The 26,703-nt window shown below is 62.2% G+C and carries 27 protein-coding genes; 21 read left to right on the top strand and 6 right to left on the bottom strand.

All coding sequences use genetic code 11. The features are described from left to right. Window positions 1-83 precede the first annotated feature (83 nt). Genes AC3WLD_RS18110 through AC3WLD_RS18090 form a run of 5 tightly spaced genes read left to right on the top strand, consistent with a single transcriptional unit; the run spans window position 84 to window position 6,750 of the window. Window positions 84-2,267 (top strand): type IV secretion system DNA-binding domain-containing protein, encoded by a 2,184-nt coding sequence (locus AC3WLD_RS18110; protein WP_492558329.1) that lies wholly within the window; start codon window positions 84-86, stop codon window positions 2,265-2,267. Next, window positions 2,267-5,311, top strand: coding sequence for a MobF family relaxase (mobF, locus tag AC3WLD_RS18105; RefSeq protein WP_011950429.1), 3,045 nt, complete (start codon window positions 2,267-2,269; stop codon window positions 5,309-5,311). Before AC3WLD_RS18110 ends, mobF begins: the two co-directional genes overlap by 1 nt. Window positions 5,312-5,361: 50 nt before the next feature. Further along, window positions 5,362-5,562 carry a hypothetical protein gene (locus tag AC3WLD_RS18100; RefSeq protein ID WP_011950428.1) on the top strand — a complete coding sequence of 67 codons (201 nt, stop codon included), beginning with the start codon at window positions 5,362-5,364 and terminating at the stop codon, window positions 5,560-5,562. Window positions 5,563-5,575: 13 nt separating this feature from the next. Then, window positions 5,576-6,085 (top strand): DUF2726 domain-containing protein, encoded by a 510-nt coding sequence (locus AC3WLD_RS18095; protein ID WP_011950427.1) that lies wholly within the window; start codon window positions 5,576-5,578, stop codon window positions 6,083-6,085. Between the two features lie 5 nt (window positions 6,086-6,090). Beyond that, entirely contained in the window at window positions 6,091-6,750 is a 660-nt protein-coding gene (locus AC3WLD_RS18090; RefSeq protein ID WP_011950426.1) for a hypothetical protein, read from the top strand. Window positions 6,751-6,787: 37 nt separating this feature from the next. Here AC3WLD_RS18090 and AC3WLD_RS18085 read toward each other — a convergent pair whose 3' ends face one another. After that, window positions 6,788-7,699: a LysR family transcriptional regulator gene (locus AC3WLD_RS18085; RefSeq protein WP_011950425.1), complete on the bottom strand. Its 912-nt coding sequence runs from the start codon at window positions 7,697-7,699 to the stop codon at window positions 6,788-6,790. A gap of 100 nt (window positions 7,700-7,799) precedes the next feature. Here AC3WLD_RS18085 and pdhA point away from each other — a divergent pair, with 100 nt between their 5' ends. The 4 genes from pdhA to lpdA are packed head-to-tail and all read left to right on the top strand — an operon-like array spanning window position 7,800 to window position 12,952. Further along, window positions 7,800-8,882, top strand: a complete 1,083-nt coding sequence (gene pdhA / locus AC3WLD_RS18080; protein WP_011950424.1) for a pyruvate dehydrogenase (acetyl-transferring) E1 component subunit alpha — start codon at window positions 7,800-7,802, stop codon at window positions 8,880-8,882. After that, the gene (locus AC3WLD_RS18075) at window positions 8,882-10,252 is read left to right on the top strand and encodes a pyruvate dehydrogenase complex E1 component subunit beta (RefSeq protein ID WP_011950423.1); all 1,371 of its coding nucleotides are present in this window, start codon (window positions 8,882-8,884) and stop codon (window positions 10,250-10,252) included. The genes pdhA and AC3WLD_RS18075 overlap by 1 nt, the downstream gene beginning before the upstream one ends. A 19-nt stretch (window positions 10,253-10,271) precedes the next feature. Further along, window positions 10,272-11,534, top strand: coding sequence for a pyruvate dehydrogenase complex dihydrolipoamide acetyltransferase (locus AC3WLD_RS18070; protein WP_011950422.1), 1,263 nt, complete (start codon window positions 10,272-10,274; stop codon window positions 11,532-11,534). A 20-nt stretch (window positions 11,535-11,554) separates the two neighbouring features. Beyond that, on the top strand, window positions 11,555-12,952 hold the full coding sequence (gene lpdA, locus AC3WLD_RS18065; RefSeq protein ID WP_011950421.1) for a dihydrolipoyl dehydrogenase: 1,398 nt from the start codon (window positions 11,555-11,557) through the stop codon (window positions 12,950-12,952). Window positions 12,953-13,022: 70 nt separating this feature from the next. Here the strand turns inward: lpdA and AC3WLD_RS18060 are convergent, their stop codons facing one another. After that, window positions 13,023-14,222 carry a tyrosine-type recombinase/integrase gene (locus AC3WLD_RS18060; RefSeq protein WP_011950420.1) on the bottom strand — a complete coding sequence of 400 codons (1,200 nt, stop codon included), beginning with the start codon at window positions 14,220-14,222 and terminating at the stop codon, window positions 13,023-13,025. Window positions 14,223-14,249: 27 nt separating this feature from the next. Between AC3WLD_RS18060 and AC3WLD_RS18055 the strand changes: the two genes are divergently transcribed. The 4 genes from AC3WLD_RS18055 (at window position 14,250) to AC3WLD_RS18040 (ending at window position 16,406) form a co-directional block, all read left to right on the top strand. Continuing rightward, on the top strand, window positions 14,250-14,420 hold the full coding sequence (locus AC3WLD_RS18055; protein WP_017184755.1) for a hypothetical protein: 171 nt from the start codon (window positions 14,250-14,252) through the stop codon (window positions 14,418-14,420). A gap of 6 nt (window positions 14,421-14,426) precedes the next feature. Continuing rightward, window positions 14,427-15,161, top strand: coding sequence for a hypothetical protein (locus AC3WLD_RS18050; RefSeq protein WP_011950419.1), 735 nt, complete (start codon window positions 14,427-14,429; stop codon window positions 15,159-15,161). A gap of 336 nt (window positions 15,162-15,497) precedes the next feature. After that, window positions 15,498-15,728, top strand: a complete 231-nt coding sequence (locus AC3WLD_RS18045; RefSeq protein WP_230960703.1) for a hypothetical protein — start codon at window positions 15,498-15,500, stop codon at window positions 15,726-15,728. Window positions 15,729-15,731: 3 nt separating this feature from the next. Beyond that, window positions 15,732-16,406: a nucleotidyl transferase AbiEii/AbiGii toxin family protein gene (locus AC3WLD_RS18040; RefSeq protein WP_011950417.1), complete on the top strand. Its 675-nt coding sequence runs from the start codon at window positions 15,732-15,734 to the stop codon at window positions 16,404-16,406. Here AC3WLD_RS18040 and AC3WLD_RS18035 read toward each other — a convergent pair. Together AC3WLD_RS18035 and AC3WLD_RS18030 are read right to left on the bottom strand one after the other, a co-directional pair. Then, window positions 16,403-16,681 (bottom strand): hypothetical protein, encoded by a 279-nt coding sequence (locus AC3WLD_RS18035; RefSeq protein ID WP_226952285.1) that lies wholly within the window; start codon window positions 16,679-16,681, stop codon window positions 16,403-16,405. The genes AC3WLD_RS18040 and AC3WLD_RS18035 overlap by 4 nt on opposite strands. A 102-nt stretch (window positions 16,682-16,783) precedes the next feature. Continuing rightward, a complete protein-coding gene (locus tag AC3WLD_RS18030) occupies window positions 16,784-17,398 on the bottom strand; it encodes a hypothetical protein (protein ID WP_017184756.1) in 615 nt (204 codons plus the stop codon). 320 nt (window positions 17,399-17,718) lie between these two features. On the opposite strand from AC3WLD_RS18030, the gene AC3WLD_RS18025 reads away from it, so the two are divergent. The 7 genes from AC3WLD_RS18025 to soxR all read left to right on the top strand — a co-directional run bounded on the left by AC3WLD_RS18025 (window position 17,719) and on the right by soxR (window position 22,328). After that, the gene (locus AC3WLD_RS18025) at window positions 17,719-18,021 is read left to right on the top strand and encodes a hypothetical protein (protein WP_156842021.1); all 303 of its coding nucleotides are present in this window, start codon (window positions 17,719-17,721) and stop codon (window positions 18,019-18,021) included. Between the two features lie 6 nt (window positions 18,022-18,027). Next, entirely contained in the window at window positions 18,028-18,447 is a 420-nt protein-coding gene (locus AC3WLD_RS18020; RefSeq protein ID WP_011950414.1) for a PIN domain-containing protein, read from the top strand. Window position 18,448: 1 nt separating this feature from the next. Next, window positions 18,449-19,423 carry a CBASS cGAMP-activated phospholipase gene (locus AC3WLD_RS18015; protein ID WP_011950413.1) on the top strand — a complete coding sequence of 325 codons (975 nt, stop codon included), beginning with the start codon at window positions 18,449-18,451 and terminating at the stop codon, window positions 19,421-19,423. Window positions 19,424-19,522: 99 nt separating this feature from the next. Continuing rightward, window positions 19,523-20,587 carry a PIN domain-containing protein gene (locus AC3WLD_RS18010; RefSeq protein WP_011950412.1) on the top strand — a complete coding sequence of 355 codons (1,065 nt, stop codon included), beginning with the start codon at window positions 19,523-19,525 and terminating at the stop codon, window positions 20,585-20,587. Window positions 20,588-20,965: 378 nt separating this feature from the next. Further along, entirely contained in the window at window positions 20,966-21,241 is a 276-nt protein-coding gene (locus AC3WLD_RS18005) for an HU family DNA-binding protein (RefSeq protein ID WP_017184758.1), read from the top strand. Between the two features lie 149 nt (window positions 21,242-21,390). Next, window positions 21,391-21,591, top strand: coding sequence for a hypothetical protein (locus AC3WLD_RS18000; RefSeq protein WP_017184759.1), 201 nt, complete (start codon window positions 21,391-21,393; stop codon window positions 21,589-21,591). Between the two features lie 167 nt (window positions 21,592-21,758). Next, complete coding sequence (gene soxR / locus AC3WLD_RS17995) at window positions 21,759-22,328, top strand: redox-sensitive transcriptional activator SoxR (protein WP_081095122.1); 570 nt, start codon at window positions 21,759-21,761, stop codon at window positions 22,326-22,328. A 42-nt stretch (window positions 22,329-22,370) separates the two neighbouring features. On the opposite strand, the gene AC3WLD_RS17990 is transcribed toward soxR, so the two are convergent. Beyond that, on the bottom strand, window positions 22,371-23,546 hold the full coding sequence (locus AC3WLD_RS17990; protein ID WP_026002697.1) for a DUF8462 domain-containing protein: 1,176 nt from the start codon (window positions 23,544-23,546) through the stop codon (window positions 22,371-22,373). A gap of 115 nt (window positions 23,547-23,661) precedes the next feature. Between AC3WLD_RS17990 and AC3WLD_RS17985 the strand changes: the two genes are divergently transcribed. Beyond that, window positions 23,662-23,871 (top strand): hypothetical protein, encoded by a 210-nt coding sequence (locus AC3WLD_RS17985; RefSeq protein ID WP_017184762.1) that lies wholly within the window; start codon window positions 23,662-23,664, stop codon window positions 23,869-23,871. Window positions 23,872-23,874: 3 nt separating this feature from the next. Here the strand turns inward: AC3WLD_RS17985 and AC3WLD_RS17980 are convergent, their stop codons facing one another. Beyond that, a complete protein-coding gene (locus AC3WLD_RS17980) occupies window positions 23,875-26,682 on the bottom strand; it encodes a conjugal transfer protein TraG N-terminal domain-containing protein (protein WP_017184763.1) in 2,808 nt (935 codons plus the stop codon). Window positions 26,683-26,703 lie beyond the last annotated feature (21 nt).

Genomic DNA, 26,703 nt, shown 5'->3' with positions numbered 1-26,703 from the left:
ATCAACCTTGCGCCATCGTGAAAGGGGGTCCCTTTTGCGCGCCGATAGGGGGTCCCGTTTGCACGCCGATTGACACCCATGAGATGCTGATGTGGTTCTCGGGCGCCAAGCTGCCCTTCATCCTCTGGTTCTTCGCCTTTCTCGCCGCCTGGTTCATCATCATGTCGCTCAAGCTCGACGAGCATGGTTTCCAGCTCGTCTGCATGAAGGTCTATGCGACCCTCTGGAACTGGATCGACCTCAATCCGAACAAGCGCGTCAACGTCACGCTGCCGAACGGCGACCTCATGCGCACCGTGATGAAAGCGGTGCCCTATATTCCCGAGGTCATCACAGCCTGGGCCGTCGCGATGCGGGGCCTCATCGGCGCTTTCCTGATCTCGGTCTTCATCACCATTCCGGCCGCCATCTGGTTCGTCGACATCTCGCATCGGCGCGGCCGTTCGATCCTTCAGGAACGGCATGAACGCGGCGCCATGCTGGTTGATCGCAGCGTGCTTCTGGTGGAGATCAACGAGCATAACCGGGTGAAGTTCGAAGAGGAGGCGGCCGACCTCTTCCCCGGCCTGTCCTCGCGGCAGGTTCTCGCGCTCCCGTTCCGAGCGCGCAAGGAAGCCGGCATCCATCATCCCTACACGCTCGCGGGCATCCCCTTTCCGCACCGCACCGAACAATCCCATGCGATGCTCATCGGCACCACCGGATCAGGCAAGACGACCGAGCTCAGAAGCCTCGTCACCCAGATGCGCGAGCGCCAGGACACGGCCGTCATCTTCGATCTCACCGGCGCCTATGTCGAAGCCTTCTACGATCCCACACGCGACACGATCCTCAATCCCATGGACGCGCGCTGCCCGGCCTGGTCGATCTTCAACGATTGCCGCACCCACAGCGAATTCACGGCCGCCGCGGCGGCGCTAATCCCTTCGGATGGCGGTTCGTCCGAACCCTTCTGGGCGCTCGCAGCGCGCACCCTCTTCATCGAGATGTGCATTCGCCTGATGGAGCGGGGGCAGACCAGCAATCTGGCGCTGTCCGAGAACCTGATGACGGCCGACCTGAAGCGCGTCCACCGCTTCCTCGCCAACACCATCGCCGACCCGCTCACTGCCCCCGAAGCGGCCCGCATGGCGGAATCGATCCGCGCCGTCTTCAACACCAATGCGCAGGTCCTTCGCTTCCTTCCCGACGAGGGCGAATCCTTCTCGATCCGCGACTGGATCACGCGGGACAAGAAGCCCGGATCGATCCTGTTCGTGACGTCGAACTATGTCGATCTGCCGATGAACCGGGCGCTGCTCACGCTGTGGATGGATCTCGCGATCAACCGGCTGATGACGCTGCCGCGCACCCGCAGCTTGCGCACCTGGTTCATGTTCGACGAGCTTGGCGCACTGCATCGCCTTCCGGCGATCGAGAATGGTCTCCAGACGGCGCGCGCGTTTGGCGGCGCGATGATCCTGGGCATCCACAGCTTCGAGAAGCTGGTCGAAGTCTATGGCGAGCAAGGGGCACGCAATCTCGCCTCGCTCGCCCGCTCCAAGCTCATCCTCGCGACGGCCGATCTCGACACGGCCGAGCAGTGCGCGCGCTACATCGGCAACCGCGAGGTTCGCCAGATGGATGAGGCCTATAGCTACGGCTACAATAACACCCGCGACGCTTCGACCCTGACCCCGCGCAAGCAGGTCGAACCACTCGTCATCGCCGATGACATCACCAACCTGCCCTCGATGCACGGCTTCGTGAAATTCCCCGACGGCTTCCCCGCCGCGCGCATCCTGCTCGAGTGGAAGGACTATCCCCAGGTCGCCCAGGGCTTCGTCCAACGGCCCGATGTCGGGCCGGTACGCTCAAGGCGCGGAGAGGAGGTGTTCGAGGAAGACGGGGCAGGGGAGGCGGGCGGGCGCGACGGCTCGTTGCAGGTCGTGGAGGAAGTGGCCGAGATCACCAATCTCGCCCGCGATCTCGCCGCACGGATCCTGTCGGCCGAGGTCGAGGAGGAGGACGATGCCGCCCGCCGCGCGGCGCAGCGGGCGGACGACCGGGACGAACAGGCGACGCCTGGCACGCATAGCGCGGACAGGGCGCAGGCGGCGCGCGCCAGCGGCGAGGAACAGCCGGTTTCCGCGCGCGACCGGGACGATCGTCGTGATGGCCACCGGCACGGGGAGACGAGCCCACAGGTCGAGGACCAGACCCTGATCGAGCTGCGCCACGACTTCTCCACCGGCCGCGAGGATGACGGCATGGACATGGGCATCTGATGCTCTCGGTCGCCGGCGTCCGCTCCGCTTCCGGTGCCGCGAACTATTTCGCGAAGGACGACTATTACACGGTCGAGGGCTCGTCCGAGATCAGCGCCTGGGGAGGGGAGGGCGCCGAGGCGATCGGCCTGTCCGGAGAAGTCTCGAAGGACGCCTTCGAGGGCGTGCTGAACGGTATCCTCCCAAGCGGCGAAGCGGTCGCCCAGGTCGAGAACCGGCGCGCCGGCTACGACCTCACCTTCTCCATGCCGAAGTCGGCTTCGGTCATGGCCTATGTCGCCGGCGACAAGCGCGTGCTTGACGCCAATATGGCCGCGGTCAAGGCGACCATGGCCTGGGTCGAGAAGAACCTCGCGGAAGGGCGTCGCGACATCGAGGGGCGCAAGGTCCCGGTCCAGACGGGCAATCTCGTCTACGCGCTCTTCCAGCACGACACGAGCCGGGCGCTCGATCCGCAGGCCCACATCCACGCCGTCATCGCCAACCTCACCCGCATGCCCGATGGCAAATGGCAGGCACTCCACGCCGACAAACTCTGGAGCCACAACAGCATCATCGGCTCGATCTACCATGCTTTCCTGCGCGCCGGGCTCGAGCGGATCGGCTATCAGGTGGACCTCAAGGGCAAGCATGGCACCTTTGAGATTGCCGGCGTTCCCAAGGCGGTCATCGGCGAATTCAGCCAGCGCCGCGAGGAGATCCTCGATCACGCAACGCGGCTCGGCATCAAGTCGCCGGAGGGCCTGCGCGAAATCACCAAACGCTCGCGCGATCCCAAGCTCGACGTCGAGGACCGCGCCGCGCTGAAGCAGGGCTGGATCGACCAGGCCGCTGCCCACGGCTTCGACGGCAAGGACCTGCGGGCAGCAGCCGAGGCGCGCGCCGGGATGGCGTCTTCGGAAAATGCTCTCGAGCGCGGCTACCGCGCCATTGTCGATGCCGTAACTGGTGCCCGCCAGACGCTGGGTGCGCTGCTCCGCCCCCAGGACCCTTTAGTGGACAATGCGCTCGCCCGCGCGGTCAAGTCGCCAGCGGAAGCGCGCGCGCAGCTCGCGGTCGCGTCCGCCGTCCGGATCCTCTCCGAACGTGAGGCCGCATGGCCCGTCAATCTGCTCGGCAAGACCGCGCTCGATCTCGGTCTCAAGGGCGTCACCGTCGACCTGATCGAGAGGCGGATCGACCGGCTCGTGCAGAACCGTCAGCTCATCCCGGGCGTCGCGACAGCCGCGGACCGGACTGGCCGCATGGTGACCACGCAGGAGGCGCTGCGGACCGAAGAGAAGATTCTTGCCGCCGTCGAGGAGGGGAAAGGGAAGTCCGAGCCAATTGTGGCGGCCGCCGATGCGCCGCAGCGATTGCAGGATGCCGCCGAACGGCCGCTCAATCCTGGGCAGCTCGCCGCCGCGACGATGATCCTGTCATCCGCCGATCGTACCGTCTCGGTGCAGGGCGCCGCCGGCACGGGCAAGTCCACCATGCTCCAGGCGGTCGCGCGGGTCGCCGAGGAGGAGGGCGCCCGGATCACCGGACTTGCCTTCCAGAACAAGATGGTCGCGGACCTCGCCGAAGGGGCGGGCATCAAGGCCCAGACGATCGCTTCCTTCGTGCTCGCCAACGAGCGGTTCGTGACCGAGCGTGACACGCTGGGATATGAGGCTGCGCGCGAGAAGCTCGCCGGTACCATGCTTCTCGTCGACGAAACCTCGATGGTGTCGTCGAACGAAATGCTCAAGCTCCACCAGATCACAGCAGCCTTGGGCGTCGACAAGCTCGTTCTGGTCGGTGACCGGCAGCAGCTCTCTTCGATCGACGCGGGCAAGGCCTTCGCCATGATCCAGGCGGGCGGCGGCACGATGGCGCGGATGGATCAGAATATCCGCCAACGCACCGACCAACTGCGCACCGTCGCGGCGCTCGCCAATATCGGCAAGGCCGGCGCGGCGCTGAAAGTGCTGGGGGACCGTGTCGTCGAGGCGGGGGAGCCGGCCGCCGCTGCGGCCGACATGTGGCTCGAGCTCTCCCCTGGCGAACGGGAGGCGACCGCTGTCTTCGCTTCGGGCCGCGACGCGCGCGCCGTCATCAACCAGCGCATCCAAGATGGCCTGATCGCGGAAGGGAGCGTCAAGGGCCAGGCGATCCATCTCACTGTCTTTGAGCGGGTCAACACCACGCGCGAGGAGCTGCGCTATGCCTCGACCTACCGTCAGGGCCAGACGCTCGAGGTCGGCCGCGGCGGCGCGCAGGACGTCGGGATCAAGGCGGGACGCTACGACGTCCTCAAGGTCCACGCCAACGGGAAGGTCGAACTGTCGGACGGTCGGCGCAGGATACGCTTCGATCCCCAGAAGCTGTCGCCGACCGAGCAGCGCGATCGCCTGCAGCTTTCTGAAAAGAAGGACCTTCAGCTGCGCGAAGGGGACCGCATCCGCTGGACGGCCAACGACAAGCAGCGCGGCCTGCACAATGCCGCGCTTGCGCGCGTTGTGGGCGTCGATGCCGATGGCGTGAAGGTTGAGACTGCGGACAAGGTGCTCCTCACGCTCAGCCTCGGTGACCCGATGCTATCTCGGCTCGACCTTGCTTATAGCCTTAATATGCACATGGCCCAGGGGATCACCACCGACAAGGCGATCACCGTCATGTCGTCGCATGAGCGCAACCTCTCGAACCAGCGCCTCTTCAACGTCGGGGTCACGCGCGTGCGCGACGAGCTGACAATGGTCGTGGACGACAAGGAGAAGCTCGCGCGGCAGCTCGACATGAATCCCGGCAACAAGACCTCCTCGCTCGAGACGCTCGGCCGCCTCGATATCGACGGCAGGAAGGGGCCGGGCGCGCAACCCCGCGAGAAGTTCGATCCCGGTCCGATCGACGGCGTCAACCTGTCCGATCTTGCTCCCGTTCCAAGCGATCTGCCGCCTCTGCCCGATGGCGCGGCATCTGCGCCGGCCGCGAAGGCCCCACAAGCGCCGCCCGATCTGAAACCCGATCGCGGCGATCCGCTGCCACCGCTGCCCGAGCGCAGCCTCGGGCTCGACTTGTGAATGGAGAAGTCGCCGGCGTGGTGCCTGCGGCGAAGAGAAGGAGACGAACGATGGGTTGGGAATTCGATGAGGCTGGCAAGTTCGGGAGCGAACGGGCAGCCGAAGACTATGCGAAGCGCAACAACATCGATCCGCGTGATGTCCAGCTGACCCGCAAGGGTGAGGAGGTCGAACTCAACATCCGCCGGTCGGCCCTCGATGGCCGTAAGCTGCGCGACAATGGCGAAGGTCGCCGGGACGGCTGGGGCTGAACGGAGGGCTACAATGAGCACATTTGAATTTCTCGCCTCGCTTCTGCTGGTGGGCGTCATCGTCGCGCTTGGCTGGTCGAAAATGTCCCGAGGCTTCACTCCACAGAAACCGCTCGACCCAGTGGCGCGGCCATTCATGACGCAGCGCGAGCAAGCCATGCTGGCCGCGCTCGAGCACATCCTGCCCATGTACCGCCTCCATGCCCAGGTCTCGATGGGAGCCCTCCTCAAGGTTCCATCGGTGCCGGGCCGGCGGCCGACCCCAGCGGACTGGAATCGCTTCCAGCGAAAGATCATCGACTTTGTGGTCGAGGATCCCACGACGGGAAGGGTGGTCGCCTTGATCGAGATCGACGATCGTTCGCACGATCCCGGCAAGGATCGGGAGCGTGACGCGATGACCGCCCGGGCCGGCTATCACACATTGCGGATCCCCGCTGGTGCAAGCCCCACGGTACAGACGGTGCTCGGTTTCGTGGGTGACCTTCGCGACGGTGCGGCGAGCGCCGCATATCAGGGATAACCGGCATGGGGCTCAAAGATCGCGACTATATGCGCGAGCGCTATCGCGCGCGCGCGAAGGGAACCCGATGGAACGATCGGGCCGGGCGCGTCGAGGGCGCCTGGTTCGATCCCGTCAACCGCGGTTTCGATTATCAGCGCGGCCGGTTGAGGGGATCGCGCGGTAATGCCGGCGGGATGCTGCGCTGGATGTCGCTCGCGTTGAGCCTGTTTCTCATCGCTATCCCGGTGTGGCATTCGCTGAAGCGGGAAGGCTGGCTGGCGGATAGTGAACCCGGATTACCCTTCCCCGAAACGGGCAGCGTGACGGTCAACCCCGCATTGGATCCGGCCGGGGCGACATCGCGGATGGCAGTCACGACCTCCGATGCGAACGCCGTCGTTCAGCTCTTCGACCCTCAAAGCGGGCGGCATGTGATCTCGGTCTATGTCCGCAAGAACGATCGGGCGATAATCGCGGTTCCACCTGGAACCTATCGGATGAAAGTGGCGGAAGGGCAGCGTTGGCACGGCCCGGTGGACTTTTTCGGTTCGTCAACGACCTATGACGCCGTCGTGCCGCTGATGGTGTTCACCAGACAACGGGGCAATGGCATCGACCTGCACAGGCGTCCGAACGGCACATTGCCGACACGGCCCAACTGGCGCGGTCCAGCGCCCCTGTAACGAACGATCATGCGGAAGCGCGGCCGAAGACCCGGTCCTATCGAGCGGCGGGCGCCGATACCTCTTCGGTTTTCAGCGCATGGGCAATTTCGAAGATATGAAGAATGATCGGGTCCTTCTCAGCAGATCGGATCGCTGCCTGCAACAGAATAGGAGGCGGTGACTGATCGAAAACGCGAACGATCTCGCCACTAGATATCTTCTCTCCCACCATGTTGAGAGGAAACAAGCTTACGCCGCCGCTGGACACGATGATATCGATCAGAGAATGCAGGTCGTTGCAGGTGTTTATCTTCCCGTCATGATATCCCAGTCCACCCAAGGCATCATGCATGATCGCATGCATGGGGGAGCTTCGTGCCAATGACCAGAACAGCAGGTCTTTTGGGGGCACGAGTCGCTGCTCCAGCATGTTCGCGAGGCTGGGAGACGCGAGCCATATCAACTCGACCTCGCCGATCCGCCGCGTCTTGATGCCGGGCATTTCAACGGGACCGATCGCGAAAACCAGATCGGCCGCGCCACTTAGAAGTCCATCGATCAGTTTCGATGTCAGGTCGATTTCGATCTCCAGTGAAAGCCCTGGCATCTCCTGACGGATCGCATTCACGAAAGCGGACAGGCAACTGGCGGCCGCAATTTCACCCGATCCGATACGGACGATGCCGGCCACGCTGCTGAGGTCCACCGGATTGAGCAGGGCCTGTTGAAGCGACGGCCACACCTGCTCGCATCGGCGCACCAGTTCACGGCCCTGGACAGACAGGATCATGTTACGCCCTTGTCGCGCGAACAACGGAATTCCCAGGTGATTCTCAAGTTCGCGTATTCGCGCGGAAATGCCCGGTTGCGTGGTGTTGAGGCGATTCGCTGCCGCGCTGAACGAGCCAAGGCGGTTGATCCAAAGCAGGGTTTCCAGATGGTAGAGCGCGATCCGATTCATCACCATTGGTTATACATACATCGAATGAACTATGATTTGAACTGATGTGACATTTATCTCATGGCCAGACCCCGAAAGCGCAGCAGGCAGGGGAAGGGAAGGGTTCGTGGCCAAAGAGCAGCATGTGAAGGCAGAGAGCCGAGCCGGGCCGGCAAGGCGGGCTTCGGTTTCATCTGGATCCGCCTCCAATCGCGAACGTCCGGCCGAGCCCGTCCGCTATCAGGCGACCAATGCGGAGATGCTGGAACTCTACCGCCAGATGCTGCTGATCCGCCGTTTCGAGGAAAAGGCCGGCCAGCTTTACGGCTTCGGCATGATCGGCGGCTTCTGCCATCTTTATATCGGGCAGGAGGCCGTCGCCGTCGGCCTGCAATCGGCTATGAGGGTGGGCAAGGACAGCGTCATCACCGGCTATCGCGACCACGGCCACATGCTGGCCTACGGGATCGATCCCAAGGTCATCATGGCAGAGCTGACCGGCCGCGCTGCGGGCATTTCACGCGGCAAGGGCGGGTCGATGCACATGTTCTCGGTCGATCATGGCTTCTATGGCGGCCACGGCATCGTCGGCGCGCAGGTGGGGCTGGGCACGGGCCTAGCCTTCAAGCATAAATATGCGGATGATGGCGGCGTCTGCCTCACCTATTTCGGCGACGGCGCGGCCAATCAGGGACAGGTCTACGAAAGCTTCAACATGGCGGAGCTGTGGAAGCTGCCGGTGATTTTCGTGATCGAGAACAACCAGTACGCCATGGGAACCAGCGTCAACCGCGCGTCGGCCGAGGACCAACTCTATCGGCGCGGCGAGAGCTTCCGCATCCCCGGCATCCAGGTGGACGGCATGGACGTGCTCGCTGTCCGTGGCGCTGCTGAGGAAGCCCGGCAGTGGGTGCTGTCCGGCAAGGGGCCGATCCTCCTGGAATTGAAGACCTACCGCTATCGGGGCCATTCCATGTCCGATCCGGCCAAGTACCGCTCGCGCGAGGAAGTGCAGGCGGTCCGCGACAAGTCCGATGCCATCGAGCATCTCAAGCAGGAGTTGGAGGCGGCCGGCGTCACCGAGGATGAGTTGAAGGCGCTGGAGAAGGAGATCCGCCAGATCGTTCAGGAAGCCGCCGACTTCGCCGAGCAGGCCCCGGAGCCCGAGCTTGCCGAACTCTATACCGATGTGCTGGTGGGGCAATATTGATGGCGATTGAACTGAAGATGCCGGCGCTTTCTCCCACCATGGAGGAGGGTACGCTCGCAAAGTGGCTCGTCAAGGAAGGCGATGCGGTGAAATCCGGCGACATCCTCGCGGAGATCGAGACCGACAAGGCGACGATGGAATTCGAGGCAGTGGACGAGGGCATCATCGCCAAGATCGTCATTCCTGAAGGCACCGACGGCGTGAAAGTGGGCGCGGTGATCGCGCTGATCGCTGGCGAGGGTGAAAGCGCCGTGACGGTCCAAGCCGCCGCCCCCGCTCCCAAGGTCGAGGCACCCGCGCCCAAGGCGGCGGAGCCGGCCCCGCAGCCGGTTGCGGCGCCTGCGCCCCGCGCGGCGGTTGCCGATCCCGATATTCCCGCCGGCACCGAGATCGTGAAGACCACGGTGCGCGAGGCGTTGCGCGACGCCATGGCCGAGGAGATGCGCGCCGACGACCGCGTCTTCGTGATGGGCGAGGAAGTGGCGCAATATCAGGGCGCCTACAAGGTGACGCAGGGCCTGCTGGAAGAGTTCGGCGATCGCCGCGTCATCGACACCCCGATCACCGAGTATGGTTTTGCCGGCATAGGCACAGGCGCGGCGATGGGCGGCTTGAAGCCGATCGTCGAGTTTATGACCTTCAACTTCGCCATGCAGGCGATCGACCACATCATCAACTCGGCGGCCAAGACCAACTATATGTCCGGCGGCCAGATGCGCTGCCCGGTGGTGTTCCGCGGCCCCAACGGCGCCGCCAGCCGCGTCGGCGCCCAGCACAGCCAGAATTACGGGCCCTGGTATGCTGCCGTTCCTGGCCTGATCGTGATCGCGCCTTACTCGGCCGCCGACGCCAAGGGGCTGCTGAAGGCCGCGATCCGCTCGCCCGATCCGGTCGTGTTCCTGGAAAACGAGTTGCTCTACGGCCAGAGCTTCGACGTGCCGAAGCTGGACGATCATGTCCTGCCGATTGGCAAGGCCCGCATCGCCCGCGCGGGGCGTGACGTGACCCTGGTGAGCTACTCCATTGGTGTCGGTGTCGCGCTGGAAGCCGCCGACAAGCTGGCAGATGAAGGTGTTGACGCGGAGGTGATCGACCTGCGCACGCTCCGCCCGCTCGATAAGGAAACCGTGCTGAAGTCGCTCGCCAAGACCAACAGGATGGTGGTGGTGGAGGAAGGCTGGCCGGTCTGCTCCATCTCCTCGGAGATCATCGCCATCGCCATGCAGGAAGGCTTCGACGACCTCGACGCCCCGGTGCTCCGCGTCACCAACAAGGACGTGCCGCTGCCGTATGCCGCGAATCTGGAAAAGGCCGCGCTCATCAAGGCGGATGACGTGGTCGCGGCGGTCAAGCGCGTCCGTTATCGCTGACGCCTGCGGAGTTTCGAAAATGCCGATTGAACTCAAGATGCCCGCGTTGTCTCCCACGATGGAGGAGGGTTCGCTCGCCAAATGGCTGGTGAAGGAGGGCGATGTGGTGAAGTCTGGCGACCTGCTGGCCGAAATCGAAACCGACAAGGCGACGATGGAATTCGAGGCGGTGGACGAAGGCATTATCGCGAAAATCCTCATCCCCGAAGGTACAGAAGGCGTGAAGGTCGGGACCGTCGTCGCCATGCTTGCCGCCGAAGGCGAGGATATCACCGCTATCGGGGAAGGGGCTGTTCCCGCGCTTCTGCCGGCCCCCGAGATTGCCGACAAGGTCGCTACATCCATTCCCGCCGCTGTTCCTGTCGCGTCGTCAGCCGCACCCGCAATTGGTGCCAGCCGTATCAAGGCCAGCCCGCTTGCCCGTCGTCTGGCGGAGGCAAGCGCCATCGATCTTTCTACGATAAGAGGCTCCGGGCCTAATGGCCGCATCGTCAAGGTTGACATTGATGGCGCGACGCCTGCCTCGATGCCGGCCGTCGCTCCGGGGGTCCCCGCGGCGTTTGCCGCCGCAGTACCGTCGATCGAACCCGACATTCCACACGAAGTCGTCAAGCTGTCAAACATGCGGAAAGTCATTGCCCGACGGCTCACCGAATCGAAGCAGCAGGTTCCGCACATCTACCTCACGGCCGATATCCACCTCGATCCATTGCTGAAGCTTCGGGCCGATCTCAACGACGGGCTTGCCGAACGCGGTGTCAAGCTCTCGGTCAACGATCTGCTGGTCAAGGCCTTGGCGGCCGCCCTTATCGAAGTGCCCAGCTGCAATGTGCAGTTTGCCGGCGACAATCTGCTGCGGTTCAGCCGCGTCGATATTTCGGTGGCGGTATCGATCCCCGGCGGCCTGATCACGCCGATCATCGCGGGCGCGAACGCCAAGGGCGTTGCCGCAATCTCCAGCGAGATGAAGGATAGGGCGGAGCGCGCGCGCAACGGTAAATTGCAGCCGCATGAATATCAGGGCGGCACCGCCAGCCTGTCGAACATGGGCATGTTCGGCATCAAGCAGTTCGAGGCTGTCATTAACCCGCCCCAGGCCATGATCATGGCGATCGGCGCGGGCGAAAAGCGGCCTTATGTAGTGAACAATGCGCTGACCGTTGCCACGGTGATGTCGGTAACCGGCAGCTTCGATCACCGCGCGATCGATGGGGCGGACGGTGCGCAACTGATGGCCGCTTTCAAGCGCATCGTTGAGAAGCCGCTGACACTGTTGGCCTGAATCTCAAGGAATTTCCGAACATGGCTGATAGTTACGACGTGATTGTCCTTGGCTCAGGCCCCGGCGGCTATGTCGCCGCGATCCGCGCCGCTCAGCTCAAGTTGAACACGGCGATTGTCGAGCGCGAGAATCTAGGCGGTGTCTGCCTCAACTGGGGTTGCATACCCACCAAGGCGTTGCTGCGCTCGGCGGAGGTTTTTCGCTACATGCGGCATGCCAAGGATTATGGCCTGGTCGCGGAGAAGATAACCGCCGATCTGGATGCAGTGGTGAAGCGCTCACGCGGCGTTGCCAGGCAGCTTAATCAGGGTGTCTCGCACCTGATGAAGAAGAACGGGATCGCCGTTTATATGGGTGAGGGGAAGCTCACCGGCAAAGGGAGGCTTTCTGTCACAGCGCCGGATGGTAAGACCAGTGAGTTGACCGCGAAGAATATTATCATCGCCACGGGCGCGCGTGCTCGCGATCTGCCGTTCCCGAAAGCCGATGGAAAGCGCGTCTGGACCTATCGCCACGCGATGAACCCGCCGGAAATGCCGAACAAGCTGCTTGTTATCGGCTCGGGCGCGATCGGCATCGAGTTCGCCAGCTTTTACAACGACATGGGCGCGGAAGTGACAGTCGTCGAGATGCTGGACAGGATCGTTCCGGTCGAGGATGCAGATGTCTCGACCTTCCTGGAAAAAGCGTTGGTGAAGCAGGGCATGAAGATCTTGACGGGTGCAGGTGTCCAAAAGCTCGATATCGGTGCCACCGGCGTAACAGTCGCGATCAAAGCCCGGGATGGCAAACTTGTTTCGGACGAATACAGCCATGTCATCGTGGCAATCGGGATCGTCCCAAACACCGAAACCGTTGGGCTTGAGGCACTGGGTGTGAAAACGGAGCGTGGCCACATTGTTACCGATGGCGCATGCCGCACCAATGTCGAGGGAATCTGGGCGATCGGAGACGCCACGGCGCCGCCTTGGCTAGCGCACAAGGCCAGCCATGAAGGTGTTATCGCGGCAGAAACCATAGCGGGTCAGCATCCGCACGCAATGGACCCCAGGAACATTCCCGGCTGCACCTATTGCCACCCGCAGATCGCTAGTGTCGGCCTCACCGAAACAAATGCGAGGGAAGCAGGTCACGAAGTGAGGATTGGCACCTTTCCCTTCATCGGCAATGGCAAGGCTATCGCGCTCGGCGAGCCAGAAGGCTTCGTCAAGACGGTATTTGATGCCCAAACTGGCGAGCTGCTGGGCGCACACATGGTCGGCCCGGAGGTGACCGAAATGATCCACGGCTTCACCATCGGTCGTACACTGGAAACAACCGAGGCGGAGCTGATGGAAACGGTTTTTCCGCATCCGACCATTTCCGAAACGATGCATGAAAGCGTGCTTGCTGCCTTCGGGCGCGCAGTCCATATTTAGGCTATCTTCCATATTTGGGAGAGATCATGCCTCCTTCTGCTGCCGAACCACGAGCGGCGAGGCGTCAAGGTCAGCTACGTACTCTTGAAAGAACCCGTGCGGCGACATTGCTTCGCACCGCGAGCTTTCTACCGTAACGTAGCGCGGTTGTCGGTGAACTCCATCGCAGCGCCTGCGCAATGCCGGCTCCGTCCTCTCCGGCGGCGAAGAGGTCCTGGGTCAGGCCAACGCGCAGCGAATGTGTGGACAGCGCCTGAACCGCATCGGCCAGCTTGCTGGCGCTCAGGTTGACCAGCCCCATTTCGTAGGCGGCACTCGCCACGCGCCTGTAGATCCCATTGACCCCCTGCCGACTGAGGGCCTCCTTGCCGATGGTGTAGGTCGTTCGGGCCAGTGCCGTTTCCGGATCGGAGCCGCGCGCGCGCCGGCGATAGACACCAACCCTGCGAAACAGCAGCCCGTCCTCGATCGCGCTTTCGGCCTGCCACAAGGCGACCCTGCGCATCGTCTCGGCCGACAGCCACGCCCACGCGCCTTCCTGCTCCTGGTCGGTTTTGGAGAAGGGGATGAACAAGGTCGCCGAGCCGTCGTCCTGCGCATCGATATGCGTGGCTTCAACCCTAGTGAGCTCGCTGACCCGGAGCCCTGCGTCATAGCCGAGCGAAAGCAACGCCGCGTCCCGTAACCCCTGAAGATCGCCGCCACACGCTTCGAGTAGCGCAGCCAGGGTGAAGCCTTTGGCGGCGTGGTGATCCAGCGCCTTGCCTAACCGCAGAGGCGCAGCCTGACGCTGAAGTGCGCCTCTCTGCCGGCGGATGGCCTTCAGCGCGGCGCGAACCATCGGGGCGTCGGTCGGCGCGGCGGGCGAGGCCAAGCCCAGCATGCGGTGGACCGAGGCGATGCTGGCGATGCGCCGCGCCAGCGTCGCGGGCTTCCTGCCTTTGGCGTCCAGCGCGTTTACATAGCGCACCATATCTTCGGGATCGGCTGGCAATGGCCTGCGGCCTTCTTCACCGCACCAGTCGCGCCAGCAGTCGAGATCGGCGGCTATCGCCGCCTTCGTCGCGTCGGCCATCGCCGCCAGGGTCGTCTCGAGACCGAGCTGACTGATCGGCGGTAGATCGGTCGGAATGATTTCCCCGATCGTGCGCAGCAGCCGCACATCGACGGATTCGGCGTCTGTCTTGCGCGATCGTGTCGGCAGAGCAGTGTCGTTCGTCCTGACGACGATGATTTCCATGGGGGAGGATTTGGTGGAACTCTCGGTCATCGTTCGCTATATGTCTTCCCGGAGGATATGATGCAGCTCAACTCGGCAAAAGCTCTGGCCCTTGGCCGGGAGGTCCGCGAAACCTTCGGCAGCTGGAAGAAGGCACGCGAGGCGGCCGTCCAGCGCGATGGCGTCTATGTCATCGATCGGGCGAAGATTCGTGCTGAAAAGGCCAAGAAGCTCGCCAAGACGGCCTGATCTCGAATGACATTCGGCTACGCGCTGCTTGGCGCTCTGGTTCTTCTGCTTCCCGGGTTTGCGGGTTATTTCGGTCTTCGTATTGGCGAGGCGAGTGATTTTGTGTCGCCGCGGCCCGACCGGCCCAATTCCAATCTCACCATTTTCCTGATTGTGCTGCTGGCGCTCGCTGCGCACACCGCCGGGGCGGGAATTTTTGCCTTCAACGAAGCGATAGCGGCGTGGAAGCCGCTGATCTCGCTTCCCTATGATCCCAATCCCTACAAGGCACTTCTGTCCGGCCAGGTCCCATCGGGGCTTTCCGCGCTCGCAATCGAACTGGAACTGCTGTTCTGCCTGGCGCTTTCCTTTGGGACCGGCTGGGTCTGCGAGAGAATGGCGCGCGCCAAGCCGATTACGACCCGAACCGCGCCCTTGCGCTTCGGATGGCTCCTGCCGATCGTCGAGAAGGTCGAGGCCGGTGGCCATGTCGCGGTCGGTTATGTGCGCACGACGAGCGGCCACAACGGTGCCTGGGTCGCCTATGAAGGCAGCATCCGGCGCCTGACGCTCGACGATGACGACGGAATCCGCATGGTGGTGCTCGAGCAGTGCGATCGCTTCATTGTCCGGATGACGGACGACAAGATCGAGCGGGTCGACATGGACAGCGCGCCGATCGCCATGATGCATCTTGCCGCCGACCAGATCGCCGATTTCGCAATCGAACTGTTCGAGGTTCCCGAGATCGGCGCTGACTGAGGCGAGCGGCGGCGTTCTGCTCAAAACATGCGGCACAAGGCGCGACACATCTGTGCCGCATGGTTTTTCCCCGTTCGTCATCATCCGCAAAATTTGCCCTTCCCTGCCGTTCCAGCAGCCCTGTACTTACCATAATCTCCCATTATGGTAAGTGAGAAAATCACGCGGGGAGGGCGGTTTACGCGGAGAATCGGCCTTGCACATCCCGCCTGGCCGGATAGCGGATTGGCGCCGTTCTTGTTTTGATAACGCCGAAGCGCTATATGCGCTGAACGATCCACGAGATCATGGTACAGGTTAGAAATGGCAAAGGCGGTAAGCTTGGTGTTGGCGACGGTGAACGCTCCTTATGGGGCGAACCTTTCCGCGCATCAACTCGCTGCGCTGATCGCCGACCCAAAGAGCGCGAGCGATTTCAACGCGCCCGTGTTTTCCTTCTTCTCGGAAGTAAGCCCGGCTCTGCAGCTGCAGTTCGTCGAGGAAATGGGTGTCGACGCCGACAAGGTCTGCGCGGTCGCCGACCAGTTCTCCCACCTCTCGGGCTACGCGCTCCCGCTGGCGGCGTAACGCATGGTCGAGCGCGGCCCAAGCCAGTGGCCGGTCCTGTTCGATCTTGCGATGGAAATCTTCGCCCAATTCGAGGAGAACGTCGGCTTCGTGCCCTCGTGGAGCTTCGGCGGCGGGACGGCGCTCATGCTCCAGATCGATCATCGTGAAAGCCACGACATCGATATCTTCCTTGATGATCCGCAAATCCTGCCTTTTCTCAATCCAGAGATCCAGGATTTCGCAATGACCCGTCGGCCGGACGAATATAAGAGCGACGGGACGCAGGCGCTCAAACTCGCCTTTGACGAACTGGGTGAGATCGACTTCATTTGTTCGTCCGCCATCCTCGATGTTTCCAGTGAGCGCCACGATGTGAGGGGGCGGACGGTCGACCTTGAAACTCCGGCCGAGATTGCAGCGAAGAAAGTTTACTTCCGGGGCTGGAACTTGCAGCCACGCGACATGTTCGATCTTGCTGCCATCGCCGAGCACCATGGTGACGACTATGTCGTGTCAGCATTGCGTGAATGCGGCCATGAGCGATGCCGCAAGGCGCTGGAAGTCGTCGAGAAGGTCAACCCGAAGGCTGTCGAGACGGTGATTGGCCAGCTGCTGTACAGGGAAAAGAACAGCCATCTGGTCGCAGAGGCGCAGGCGATTACGCACCGAATTTTAGGGGCTTCACTTTCCGATTAAGACGGTCGCAGCACGGGCGCGAGGAGCCGTTCGGCACGAGCCGAACCGTATTCCTTCACCGCACGCGCGAGCTGCGCGCTATTCATCTCCCCTGCCTTGGCAAGCGCACGCGGCAGGATGGCCACCTTGTCCTCGGGCAGCCTGTCGATGTTATGGAGGAGGTCGACAAGCAGGACTTCCTTGGACAGCCGCCTGGGCACCGACGGCCGCATCCGGAAATCGTACATCCGGCCATCCAGTTTGAACCGGCCATGGCGTTTGCGATTATAGACCACGGGCTCGTTGTGGAGCTGGGTCGTGCACACGCCAAGCCCATTGAATGCGCTTGGAGAGACCAGCAGGAACCGATCGTCGCCGAGAAATGTGAAGCTGCGATCCTACCGCGCCGCAGCCGCTCGAGGCTGAGCGTGTGCGCCTCGTACATAAGGCTGCCGCCGGTTTTCGCTGGTCACGATGCTCGGCTGAAGCGCGGCGCGGACCGCATCCGTGACCGTATAGACCGCATGACGCTGCGCACCGCGGTTCTCATGGTCCACGAAAAAGCCCTGGTAATGCCGTCTGATCAGTCCTGCCTTCACCAACTCCGACACCGCCCGGCTGATCGCCGTCATGCCGGTTTCGCGGATGCGCTCGCTGAGTTCCGCGTCGACGCGGCGCGCGGCCTCCACCGGATCGCCCGGCAATTCTCCTTTGGCTGCGAGCGCAGCCCGGACCTTATCGGCGGTGGCCCGGCGCTGGTGGTGACGCGCGCCGCTCGGCGCAATCGCCGCGGCCAGCCATTCGCGGATGGGCACCAGAACCTCGCCTTCTCGAACCAGAGGCCCCGCCTCCCCGTTCGTCCGGGCGGCCCTGGCGATGAGATCGAGCACCATGAAGGTGTAGCGCGGCCGACCCGAGTGCTCCGCGATGATGCGCACGATATCCGGCAGGCCAACTACTGGTGCTGGCGCCGGGGTTGGGATCGATGGCGCGAAGAGATCGAACTGAAGCATGGAACGAATCAAGCACAAAGCACGACTCTTGTGAATCCCCCAATCGCTCACAGAAACGACCGAAAGACGTTTTGCCATCCGTGTCACTTTACCCGACCGGTACCTGAAGGGTAAAGTGACGCAGCCGTCATTGATCGATGCATCTGCCCCGTGGCCACAATCATTGACATTTTGTGGCCACGCCCTATAACCATCGTCATTGGCAGCGAAGGTTGGTTGGTATGGACGTGCAGCTTCTAGCCGGAATCGAGAGGATCTGCTCCCTTCCAGAGCATCAGCTAGAGGTTGAACTCGGCAAACTGCTCGAAGGTCGGGCTCCGATGGCCACTATCACCATTCGCGCCGCGCGTGACAGCTTCACCAAGCTGCTTGCGCGTGCGCGTGACGGATCGGTTCAGCTTGTCGGCAAAGACAAGGGAGAGCAGACCGTGATCCTCTCGGTTGCGGCTTTGGCGAATGTCATTAAGGCAGCCGCTGGCGGTATTTCCGCCGGAGAATTTCTTGCCGCCACGCAGTTCCAGCCGTCACGCGGAAAGCTCGTCCATGTCGAGAGCGACGACGACAGCAGCCAGGAATTCACTGTCCGATCCGGAGAAGCTTCCTGGCAGCAGGCCAGCGCCTAAGCGGCCATGTATCTTCTTTCGACCCAATGCCTGCTTGACCGGATCACGGGTCAGGCGCCGGCCTCGATCGATGCGCTGCCTGCCCGAGAGATCCACCTGAGCGCGGTTTCCCTCGGGCAGGCGCTGCTGGCCATCGAGCAAAGCCCGGCGGGTGAACGCCAAGGCCACCGCGATGCGCTGCGCGGCTATGTCGGCATGGTGCGCAGCTTCGATAATATCGTGCCGTTCGACGAAAAGGCCGCCATGCTGTGGCCTGGTCTGCGGGCTCAGAAGCTGATCGCCACCAACCCGGCCGGTGCCGTGATCCCGGTCAGCGAGGCGACGACGATGGTCGTTGCCTCGGCTCTCGCTACCAATCTTGTCTTCGTCGACTATCCGCAGCCCTACCATAGCGGCGTCAGCGGGCTGACGGTGGTGAACCCTTGATATGACCGAGAGCGACGTCGGGATCAGGGAAGGTGCGCGCGCGCAGCCGGCCAAACGGTTCCGCATTCTGGCGCTGACCGGAGGTGGGTATCGTGGCCTCTTTACCGTTCGGATCCTCGAACAGATCGAGCGGACGATCGGAAAGCCGATCAAAGACCATTTCGATATCATCGCCGGCACTTCGATCGGCGGCATCGTGGCCATCGGCCTGGCCCAAGGCATTCGCCCAGCCGTGATCGGCGCCGCGTTTGAGAAGCACGGCCAGGCGATCTTCCCGAAGCGGGGTTTACTCGGTCGCTGGGGGCTGGCGCGCTCGCGCTATGACGCGGCTGGCCTCGCGCAGACGATCGACGCCGTTCTTGGCGAAGCGGGAAAGACGCCCCTGTCCGGCCTGAAGACACCCCTGATCGTGACCGCGGTCGATTTCGGCGCCTGGGCGCCGGCAATATACGAAACCACTGGCATGTCACCGAAGCTCGAAGGAACCTCGCTACGGGACATTGCCCTCGCCACCTCCGCGGCGCCAACCTATTTCCCCGACCATGTGATCGACGGGCATTCCTATGTCGACGGCGGACTGATCGCGAACGCTCCGGATAGTATCGCCCTGATGCGGGCGCTTGGGCGCTATGGGCGCACGCCCCAGGAAATCGACCTCATCAGCGTCGGGACCGCAGGAGAGCTGCGATGGGATGTGCCGCGTGCGCCCAGGCGCCGCGGCGGTGTGATGCTGATCGCAAAAGACGAGCTCGTGTCGAGGACGATGAAGGCGCAGGAGAGCCTGTCGCTCGACCTCGTGCAGTCCGTCCTGGGCTCGAGCTACGTCCGCATCGATAGGGTGCCTTCGCTCCAGCAGCAGAAGGAACTTGCGCTCGATCGGGCAACCGACAAAGCGGCCGAGATCCTGGGACAGCTCGCGCGCGACGCCTATGCGGGAGCCTCGGCGAGCAGCACGTTCAAAGCGATGCTTCGATAGGGGACGGGTGGCGGACTGACCAAGCCTTACGTTCCAGAAAATGCTGCCTGTCCGTCAAGCATCTGCCCAACATGACCTCAACACGGATCTACTCTGACGATGGCGAAGAAAACGACCAAAAGAACGCCGAAGGTCTTCCTGGATGCGAACATCGTCATCAGTGCCGGCAAACCACCAGGCGGGCCTGAAATCGCCCGTGTCGTCGATCTTGTCGATGCCGGTCTGATAACGGTGTTGACCACCGATCTCACCATCACCGAGGTTGCCAAAAAGTACATCCAGAGTGATTTCGACGCGATCAAGGAGATCAGCCAGCCGCATTTCCGGAAGATTGTCGAGGGAGCGACCGGCGTTGCGCTTCCCGCGCTCAAGCGGCCGGAGCTTCGCGCAAAGCTGAAATCGATCTACGATGAGTCGACTACGCAGATGTTCGATGCGCTGGAGGCCAAGACGCTCCAGATCGACGAGGTGAAGCCGTCGGCAGTGTTCAGCGCCTATGCGGCAGGGGAAGGTTTCTTCTCAGGCGACGGCAAGAAGGACCAGTTCCCCGACGCCTTTGCCTTCGAGTGCCTCAAGAAGGAGGCGTCGAGAAATAGCCCGGTGATCATCGTTTCGAACGATGGCGACTTTGATGGCCCGGTCGGGTCTGCGAAGCATATTTCGCTGGTGAAGTCGTTGCCCGAACTGTTCGCGGCGCTTGGCCTCGAGATGGCCGCGCCGCAACTCGATCCCTTCCTGGAGACGCAGGAGGAACAGATCGTCGACCTCGTCAGTCAGGAACTTACGAATTGGGGACTGCACAGTAGCGACGTCATGGATGCGGAGATCGACGAGATCACCGTCAATTCGGTCGAAGTGAAAAAACTCACCGCCTTCAAACCAAGTGAGGCAGGTAAATCAATCCTTGTGGTCGGCACGATCGAGGTCGCAGCATTGGTGTCTTTCACTCATCCCAACTGGGATGAAGCGATGTATGATTCCGAGGACAAGGTGCTTATCCCGTTCGAGGATGAGAGCGGGGAGACCGAGATCGAGCTTACCATCGACGTCGCCATGTCGATCGCGGTCGACGAGGCAGGCAATCCCGAGGAGATTGAAGCCTTGCGGTTTCGCAACAGCGATTTTCAGTATGTGACGCTCTATCCACCCGACATGTACAAATAGGGTCCGTGGATGAGACGATTCGAGGTCGAGAAGCAGTTCTGCGACATGGTCAGCCGGATCACATCGTTCAGGTCGAGTCGGCGACTCTGTTTCGGGTAGAAAAAAGCCGCCCACAAGGAGGCGGCTTGATAGTTGGGAGAGGATGCCTGAAAGGCCCGTCTCTTGTGCATTGCATCATAGAATATTGCAACTGCGAAATTCGCAACTATGGACACGCCTGATACCGGCGTTTGCCACTAGGTGCCGGCAAAAACTATCGCTCATGGCCTGTCCGGCCAATAAGCCGGAATCCTTCAATAAGGTCGAGCATTGAGATAGCGCCGCACGCTCCTCGCCACTATTAGAGGAATCCCGAAAAATTGCAGAAGGAACAGCATGATGAACAATAGCGACCTTGCCGATCATCTCGCCGGTGCGACCGGGGCCACCAAGGCTGATGCCCGCAAGGCGGTCGATCTCGTCTTCGCCGCAATAGCTGACGCCGCCGCCAAAGGCGAAGAGGTGAGCCTCAACGGCTTCGGCAAGTTCAAGGTCAAGGACGTTCTCGCCCGCGAAGGCCGGAACCCGGCCACCGGCGAAACCATCAAGATCGCAGCGTCGAAAAAACTCTCCTTCAGCGTGGCGAAGGCCGTCAAGGACCGGCTCAACAGCTAAAGCGGGCTTGACGCCTCGATACCAAGAGATCGAGGCGTCCCCCTTCCCCGCAAGAGGCTTCCCGCAAGACCGCCACTCGCGGCTTTAATGATCGAACGACGCGATAATCTCCGGGAAGAACATTGCAACGGCCTGTATCGGCGAACGGCGTGACCTGCCTGGACCTGCTGACACGACAGATCGCCATCCATGTTCCAGCATTGCAGGATTGGTCGTTCGTAGCGGTCGATGTCGAGCTGGCGGTACATGACATTGCCCCTCGCGAGCAAGGTACGCAAATTCTCGCGGCTATCGTAGGGATTGTCCCGCACGCAGAGCAAGTGCTGAATTCGGGCACGTCGATACCGTAAAGCCGGGAGTGACCAAACGCCTCGCACCGGATTATAGTCGCCGTCGTAGATGTAGGGGCGGATGCACGGCACGGGCTTGGTCTGCGCGGTCGAGAAATGACCACATCCTGAGTCCTGAAGTAGTTTGCCGGTGCTCTAGCACCGACATTTGGTAACGAGTCTTTGCAATGACTGTTGACAAAACACGTCCTCTATCTGTTGGCGCCATCGCGCAACGTAGCGGAGTCGCGGTTTCGACGATCCATTTCTACGAGGCGAAAGGCCTCATCAAGGGCGAGCGCACAGCCGGCAATCAAAGGCGGTATCCTCGATCCGTATTGAGACGGATCGCCATTATCAGAACCGCCCAATATGTCGGGCTTTCGCTCTCCGAACTAAAGGATTTTCTTGACCGGATTCCAGAGGGGCCGGTTACGTCAACGGATTGGCGTCGGCTCAGTGCCGAGTGGAGTACGCTATTGAACGAGCGGATAGCTAGTCTCATGAGGCTGCGTGACCGCCTCGAAACCTGCATTGGATGCGGCTGTATGTCCCTCACCGACTGCCCCTTGCGAAACCCCGAAGACAGGTTGGGCGCAGTTGGGTCAGGCCCTCAGCTCCTCTTGGTGAATTTCGCTCGTGAACCTCGTGATGATGAAGATAGCCCCGTTCATTTTCGCACCAAACGTCGCTCCTTGGCGGCGGTCAAATCCACTCTTGACGTTAACCAAGACACAAAAGGGAACGATGACTCATAGCTTGGTGCCCTTCCCCGGTCGTTCGGGGCGGTGCTTCAAAAATCATCCTTCCGGCATCACTCTTCGCATGAATGCATCGAACAGGGGCACGGTGAACGCTGTATCTCCATGCGCGGGACTATAGAGCATTCCTTTCGCGATCAGGCTGTTTCGCGTCGGCGCCACGCTTGAAACCTTCACGTGCAAGGCATCGGCAACATCTCCCGACCTGTGCGGTCCAGTGCCCAAAGTGGCCATGGCGCGCAGATAGCGCTTCTCGGCAGGGGTCAGACGATCGAACCGAACGCGGAAAAAGCTGGCGTCAAGTTCCGCGAGCGCGCTACGCGTTGCCGCCGCAACATCGTCTTGGGTGATCGGCGACGCCTCAGCTGCATCCCAGCTATGCTTTCCCCACTCCTGGAGGAAATAAGGGTAACCTTGGGTCTGCTCGCAGATCGCGTCCAACGCCGCATCATCGACAGCTTCGCCTTCCCGCTCGATTGGAAGCCGAATGGCATCGCGCGCGGCGTGATCATCGAGCGGTCCGACGGAGACGAACTCGAAAAGTCGCTCCGCATAGGACTTGGCCCGGCCCATCTGCCCAACGAGTTGCGGCAAGCCAGCGGCGATCATTGTAATGGGAAGCTGCTTCTGGCTGGCCCGGTGGAGCGCACTGATCAATGCGGCCAATTGCTCTTCAGGCACATATTGGAGCTCGTCGATGACGAGTACCACAGCTGACCCCTTCTCTCGCGCCGCCTCGCCGATTGCAACCAACAGATCGGCGAGATCAGCTTCAAGGTCGCCGCTGTCGGCCAGGCCCGGCTCGACGTCGAAATCGAGTCCCACTTCGAGATCGTCATATTTGACCTTGAGCTTTGCGAACCCGGCCAGCGCGCGAAGCGCGCGCTTAACGCCGTCCGAAGCTTGCTTCATGCGATCGAGCCTCAGCAGCGTCGCCCGAAGGGCAGGCACGAGGATGCCGGGGAGCGAACGGTTCTCGGGAGCCTCGATGGCGACGATAGCCATGCCCTCCCCCTCGGCTGCGTCACGCATCGTCGTGAGCAGAACGGTCTTGCCTACACCGCGCAGTCCATAGAGGACGCTCGGGCGTGCCGCGCGCCCCGCGCGGATTCGGTCGAGCGCGACCGCGTTGCGTTCAAGCAACGCATCTCGCCCCGCCAACTCTGGAGGGCGAGTGCCGGCGCCAGGCGCGAAGGGGTTACGACGAGCATCCATAGCGAGGTTATGGTGGTTTATCGTTTTTTTGTAAACTTGATAATCTCGCTATAAGTCGCGTCTCAAGGGTTGCGGAAAAGCGCCCCAACCGCTATTCTCCGTCACAGGAGAAAGCATGCGCTTCCCAAAATTCGACCTCGACACATATAATCGAACGAAGGATTTGTCCGGCGGTCCCATCTACGCGATTGTCGAGGAAGAGATTCCTGAGATCGAAATGATCACCGACGAAAACGGGAACCCCACTCGTGGCGGTCTAATAGGCTACGCCCTCGCCTACGTTTGCATGGCCGGCCTCGTGGGAGCGATGTTCTACATCCTCTAAGCTCTATTCGCGAAGCTTGGGGTCTTGGAAGAATCCGCGATCGTGGTCGCGGTTCACCTCCTGCTCAAGATCAGCGGCCCCTTGAACCCGCTGCCCTCGCATCGTCTGCGCCGCAGCGCGGTCGCCCCCCAGCTCTGCCTTGCCGGCCTCGATGATCGCAGCGGCGCCGACATCCCCGCCGCCGCCAGGACCGGCGGGCAGCCGCCCAGGACCATGCGGCCGGTAGGAGGCCCTGACATCCGCCTCGTTCCCCACGCTCGGCCGATTGACATCGACCAGGTCCGGATCGTGGAGGCGCCCCGCAATCTCCGCCCGGATGCCATCCTGCTTGTCATGCATCCAGCGCGTGATCATCTCCTGGCGCACAAGCCGCTGCTGGTCTGTGAGATCGGTTGCCCAAAGCTCGGGCGCGTCAAGCCCCGGATTTTCGACCTGTTGGCGGCGATACCATTGCGCAAGATCCTGGCTCAGATTCTCGCTGAGCTGCATGCCATGCGTCTCGGCATAGCTGGCGTCGCGTGACAGCTGCTGGGAAAGCTCCTCAAGGCGCCGGGCCGTCTCAGAGTACGACTTTGCCAGCGCCAGAGAATCCTCCGTACTCGCCGACGCCGATGATGTGGCGGATGCCCGGCTGAAGCTACCGCTGCGCGAATAGGTCCCATCGGACATCGAGGCGCCGCTTCCGCTCGAATGTTCGTCACGCACGCCACTCGAGGATGTGTTGGCGCTGTCGCTGCCGCGGGTTTCGTCAGTCGCATGCCTTAGCGCATCTGTCTGAGACCCTGATTTCGATACGCTGCCGCCAATGCCGGGAAGGCGGCCCAAAATTCCTCCGCGACCGCCCGACCCTCCAGCCGTCTGCCGTCCCGTTCCTGCGGACACCACCCCGGAGATCTGGTCGCTCGTCTGCGCCTGACGATCATGGCCCTGAGATATTCGCTGACCTTGAGAGATCGTATCCCGTTCCTCCAGACCCTGCGTGCTGCTCCCGGTCCGCCGGTCGAATTGATCGACGGACGTGTTCGCCTGCCGGCCGCTGCTCGAATCCCAGCCGGACGACCGCTCGGTCGAGGTGCCGAATGCACTGCGGTTGGCATGCGTAGCGGTCAGGACCTCGGCCGCGGCATTCTCATAAGCCTGCGACTGTCGGTGCGCCTCGCTCGCCATCTCCCGCCATTCCGCGACCGACCCGGTCGTCATGGTAGGGGTGAAGCCGAGGCGCGAAATGGCCCCCGACGTGTCGAAGACGTCCTGACCATTGCCAAAGCCGTTGATCATCGCGCCATTATCCTGGCGCCAGCCCATGCTCGGGGCGCCGCTCATATAGCTCGGCGCCGTGGTCCACTGATCGGCCTGCCGCATATTCGAAGTCGAGTTCGCCCAGCTCACATTGCCATAGGAGTAGTTTCCGGTGGTCTGCTCGAGCGCGGCGGCCTCCGCCGCGTTCTGCGCCGGCGCCAGCATCGACATGGACTGGCCAGCAATCGACATCGCGCCGCGAGCAAGACCGGCCGCGAGGAAAGGCACGCTCATCAGCATGAAGCCGGCGATCGTCGCCGTCTCGCCGTTGACCGCGCCGATGCCGGCATAACTTCCAAGCGTCACGCCTCCCCCGGCCACGCCGTTCGCCGCGGATTCCGCCCTTGTCATGCAGATCATGTGGAGGATGACATAGAGCGGGCCCCAGGCAGCCAGGTAGAAGAAGCCCATGGCATAGCCCTTGAGCGTGCCAACCCCCGTCTGGGGCATGAGGAACAGCGGGAAGATGACTGGGAACATCGCGAAGAAGACGACGGTCAGGACGATGTTGAGGATCGGCACCCAGGCCATCGCCTGCTGGGCAATCGAATTATAGGTGTTGCGCGCCTGGATGTCGGCGCGCGTCTGGGCGAAGGTGTCTATCGCGGCCGCGCCTGCCCCACCAGCCATGCTGTTGCGTGCTTGCATGAAGGCGTTGATCGCTGTGTTCTGCCGCATCGTTTCGGTGAAATTGCTCCCCGATCCGGTGAACGCCGTGTTCGCGATCGGCACGTCATGCTTGAGCTTGTCGGCGGCCAGGGCGTTGCTGAGCCTGGGATAGACCTCCTTACCCCAGATCGGAGCATTGGCCTCGATCATCGGCGCCCATTGCGCGTCGAGCGCCTGGTAGGCCTGGCGGCAGGTGATGATGAAGTTCTGAACGGTGCCGTCGCCCTGGCGCTCCAGCCATTCCTGCGAGCGCGCTTCCGAGCCCGGCCCGATCGCGGCCCACAGGTCGGGCGCCTTGGCGAGGTTCGTGAGCGACTTCTGATAGAGCATCACGTCGCCGAACACGCAGTTCTTGAAATGGTTTTCGAGGTTGGTCGAGAACTCCGCGTCGCGAACAACGAAATTGCGGGTCGCGTCGAACAGGCGCGCGCCATAGACCATGCCATTGCTCGAATAATTGAGCTCGCTGGGCATGACGAACACCGTCTCGGCCGTCCGCGTCAGCCAATCCCCGACCTGCGTCGTAAAGCTCGCCAGCACACCCAGGCCCATCGGCACATTGTCGATAGTCGATGGCGCGAGGCTCGGGTTGATCCGGTCGGTCACCTTGATGCTCACCGTGGGCACCATCAGGCAAAGATAGATCGCCGTCGCCTGGAGGAACCAGTTCATCCACGCCTTGTAGTTAAGCGTGAAGGCGACAACGAGCAGCGAGTAGATGAGGCCCATCACCATCACGACCCGCAGGAGCGAGCGGTAGCCCCCTCCCCCTGACCAGGCAGCGACGGCGTTGAACACGTTTACGAGATACTCGCCGCCCCCGACCGTGAAGACCTCCAGCATCGACGCGCTCCCGCTTCAGTT

This window comes from Novosphingobium sp. FW305-C-111 (assembly GCF_058783565.1).
Note: the sequence above shows the minus strand (reverse complement) of the source record. Positions and strands in the feature narration are given on the sequence as shown.

What these genes read in the sequence shown, in the direction of transcription:
- AC3WLD_RS18005 (WP_017184758.1), top strand. Translation starts at nt 20,966, where the DNA reads ATGAACAATAGCGACCTTGCCGATCATCTCGCCGGTGCGACCGGGGCC.
- AC3WLD_RS17980 (WP_017184763.1), bottom strand. Translation starts at nt 26,682, where the DNA reads ATGCTGGAGGTCTTCACGGTCGGGGGCGGCGAGTATCTCGTAAACGTG.
- AC3WLD_RS18095 (WP_011950427.1), top strand. Translation starts at nt 5,576, where the DNA reads ATGAGCACATTTGAATTTCTCGCCTCGCTTCTGCTGGTGGGCGTCATC.
- AC3WLD_RS18025 (WP_156842021.1), top strand. Translation starts at nt 17,719, where the DNA reads ATGGCCACTATCACCATTCGCGCCGCGCGTGACAGCTTCACCAAGCTG.
- mobF (WP_011950429.1), top strand. Translation starts at nt 2,267, where the DNA reads ATGCTCTCGGTCGCCGGCGTCCGCTCCGCTTCCGGTGCCGCGAACTAT.
- AC3WLD_RS18010 (WP_011950412.1), top strand. Translation starts at nt 19,523, where the DNA reads ATGGCGAAGAAAACGACCAAAAGAACGCCGAAGGTCTTCCTGGATGCG.
- AC3WLD_RS18050 (WP_011950419.1), top strand. Translation starts at nt 14,427, where the DNA reads ATGACATTCGGCTACGCGCTGCTTGGCGCTCTGGTTCTTCTGCTTCCC.
- lpdA (WP_011950421.1), top strand. Translation starts at nt 11,555, where the DNA reads ATGGCTGATAGTTACGACGTGATTGTCCTTGGCTCAGGCCCCGGCGGC.
- AC3WLD_RS17990 (WP_026002697.1), bottom strand. Translation starts at nt 23,546, where the DNA reads ATGGATGCTCGTCGTAACCCCTTCGCGCCTGGCGCCGGCACTCGCCCT.
- AC3WLD_RS18110 (WP_492558329.1), top strand. Translation starts at nt 84, where the DNA reads ATGCTGATGTGGTTCTCGGGCGCCAAGCTGCCCTTCATCCTCTGGTTC.
- AC3WLD_RS18085 (WP_011950425.1), bottom strand. Translation starts at nt 7,699, where the DNA reads ATGGTGATGAATCGGATCGCGCTCTACCATCTGGAAACCCTGCTTTGG.
- soxR (WP_081095122.1), top strand. Translation starts at nt 21,759, where the DNA reads ATGACTGTTGACAAAACACGTCCTCTATCTGTTGGCGCCATCGCGCAA.
- AC3WLD_RS18070 (WP_011950422.1), top strand. Translation starts at nt 10,272, where the DNA reads ATGCCGATTGAACTCAAGATGCCCGCGTTGTCTCCCACGATGGAGGAG.
- AC3WLD_RS18060 (WP_011950420.1), bottom strand. Translation starts at nt 14,222, where the DNA reads ATGACCGAGAGTTCCACCAAATCCTCCCCCATGGAAATCATCGTCGTC.
- AC3WLD_RS18075 (WP_011950423.1), top strand. Translation starts at nt 8,882, where the DNA reads ATGGCGATTGAACTGAAGATGCCGGCGCTTTCTCCCACCATGGAGGAG.
- AC3WLD_RS18040 (WP_011950417.1), top strand. Translation starts at nt 15,732, where the DNA reads ATGGTCGAGCGCGGCCCAAGCCAGTGGCCGGTCCTGTTCGATCTTGCG.
- AC3WLD_RS18090 (WP_011950426.1), top strand. Translation starts at nt 6,091, where the DNA reads ATGGGGCTCAAAGATCGCGACTATATGCGCGAGCGCTATCGCGCGCGC.
- AC3WLD_RS18020 (WP_011950414.1), top strand. Translation starts at nt 18,028, where the DNA reads ATGTATCTTCTTTCGACCCAATGCCTGCTTGACCGGATCACGGGTCAG.
- AC3WLD_RS17985 (WP_017184762.1), top strand. Translation starts at nt 23,662, where the DNA reads ATGCGCTTCCCAAAATTCGACCTCGACACATATAATCGAACGAAGGAT.
- AC3WLD_RS18015 (WP_011950413.1), top strand. Translation starts at nt 18,449, where the DNA reads ATGACCGAGAGCGACGTCGGGATCAGGGAAGGTGCGCGCGCGCAGCCG.
- AC3WLD_RS18100 (WP_011950428.1), top strand. Translation starts at nt 5,362, where the DNA reads ATGGGTTGGGAATTCGATGAGGCTGGCAAGTTCGGGAGCGAACGGGCA.
- AC3WLD_RS18055 (WP_017184755.1), top strand. Translation starts at nt 14,250, where the DNA reads ATGATGCAGCTCAACTCGGCAAAAGCTCTGGCCCTTGGCCGGGAGGTC.
- AC3WLD_RS18030 (WP_017184756.1), bottom strand. Translation starts at nt 17,398, where the DNA reads ATGCTTCAGTTCGATCTCTTCGCGCCATCGATCCCAACCCCGGCGCCA.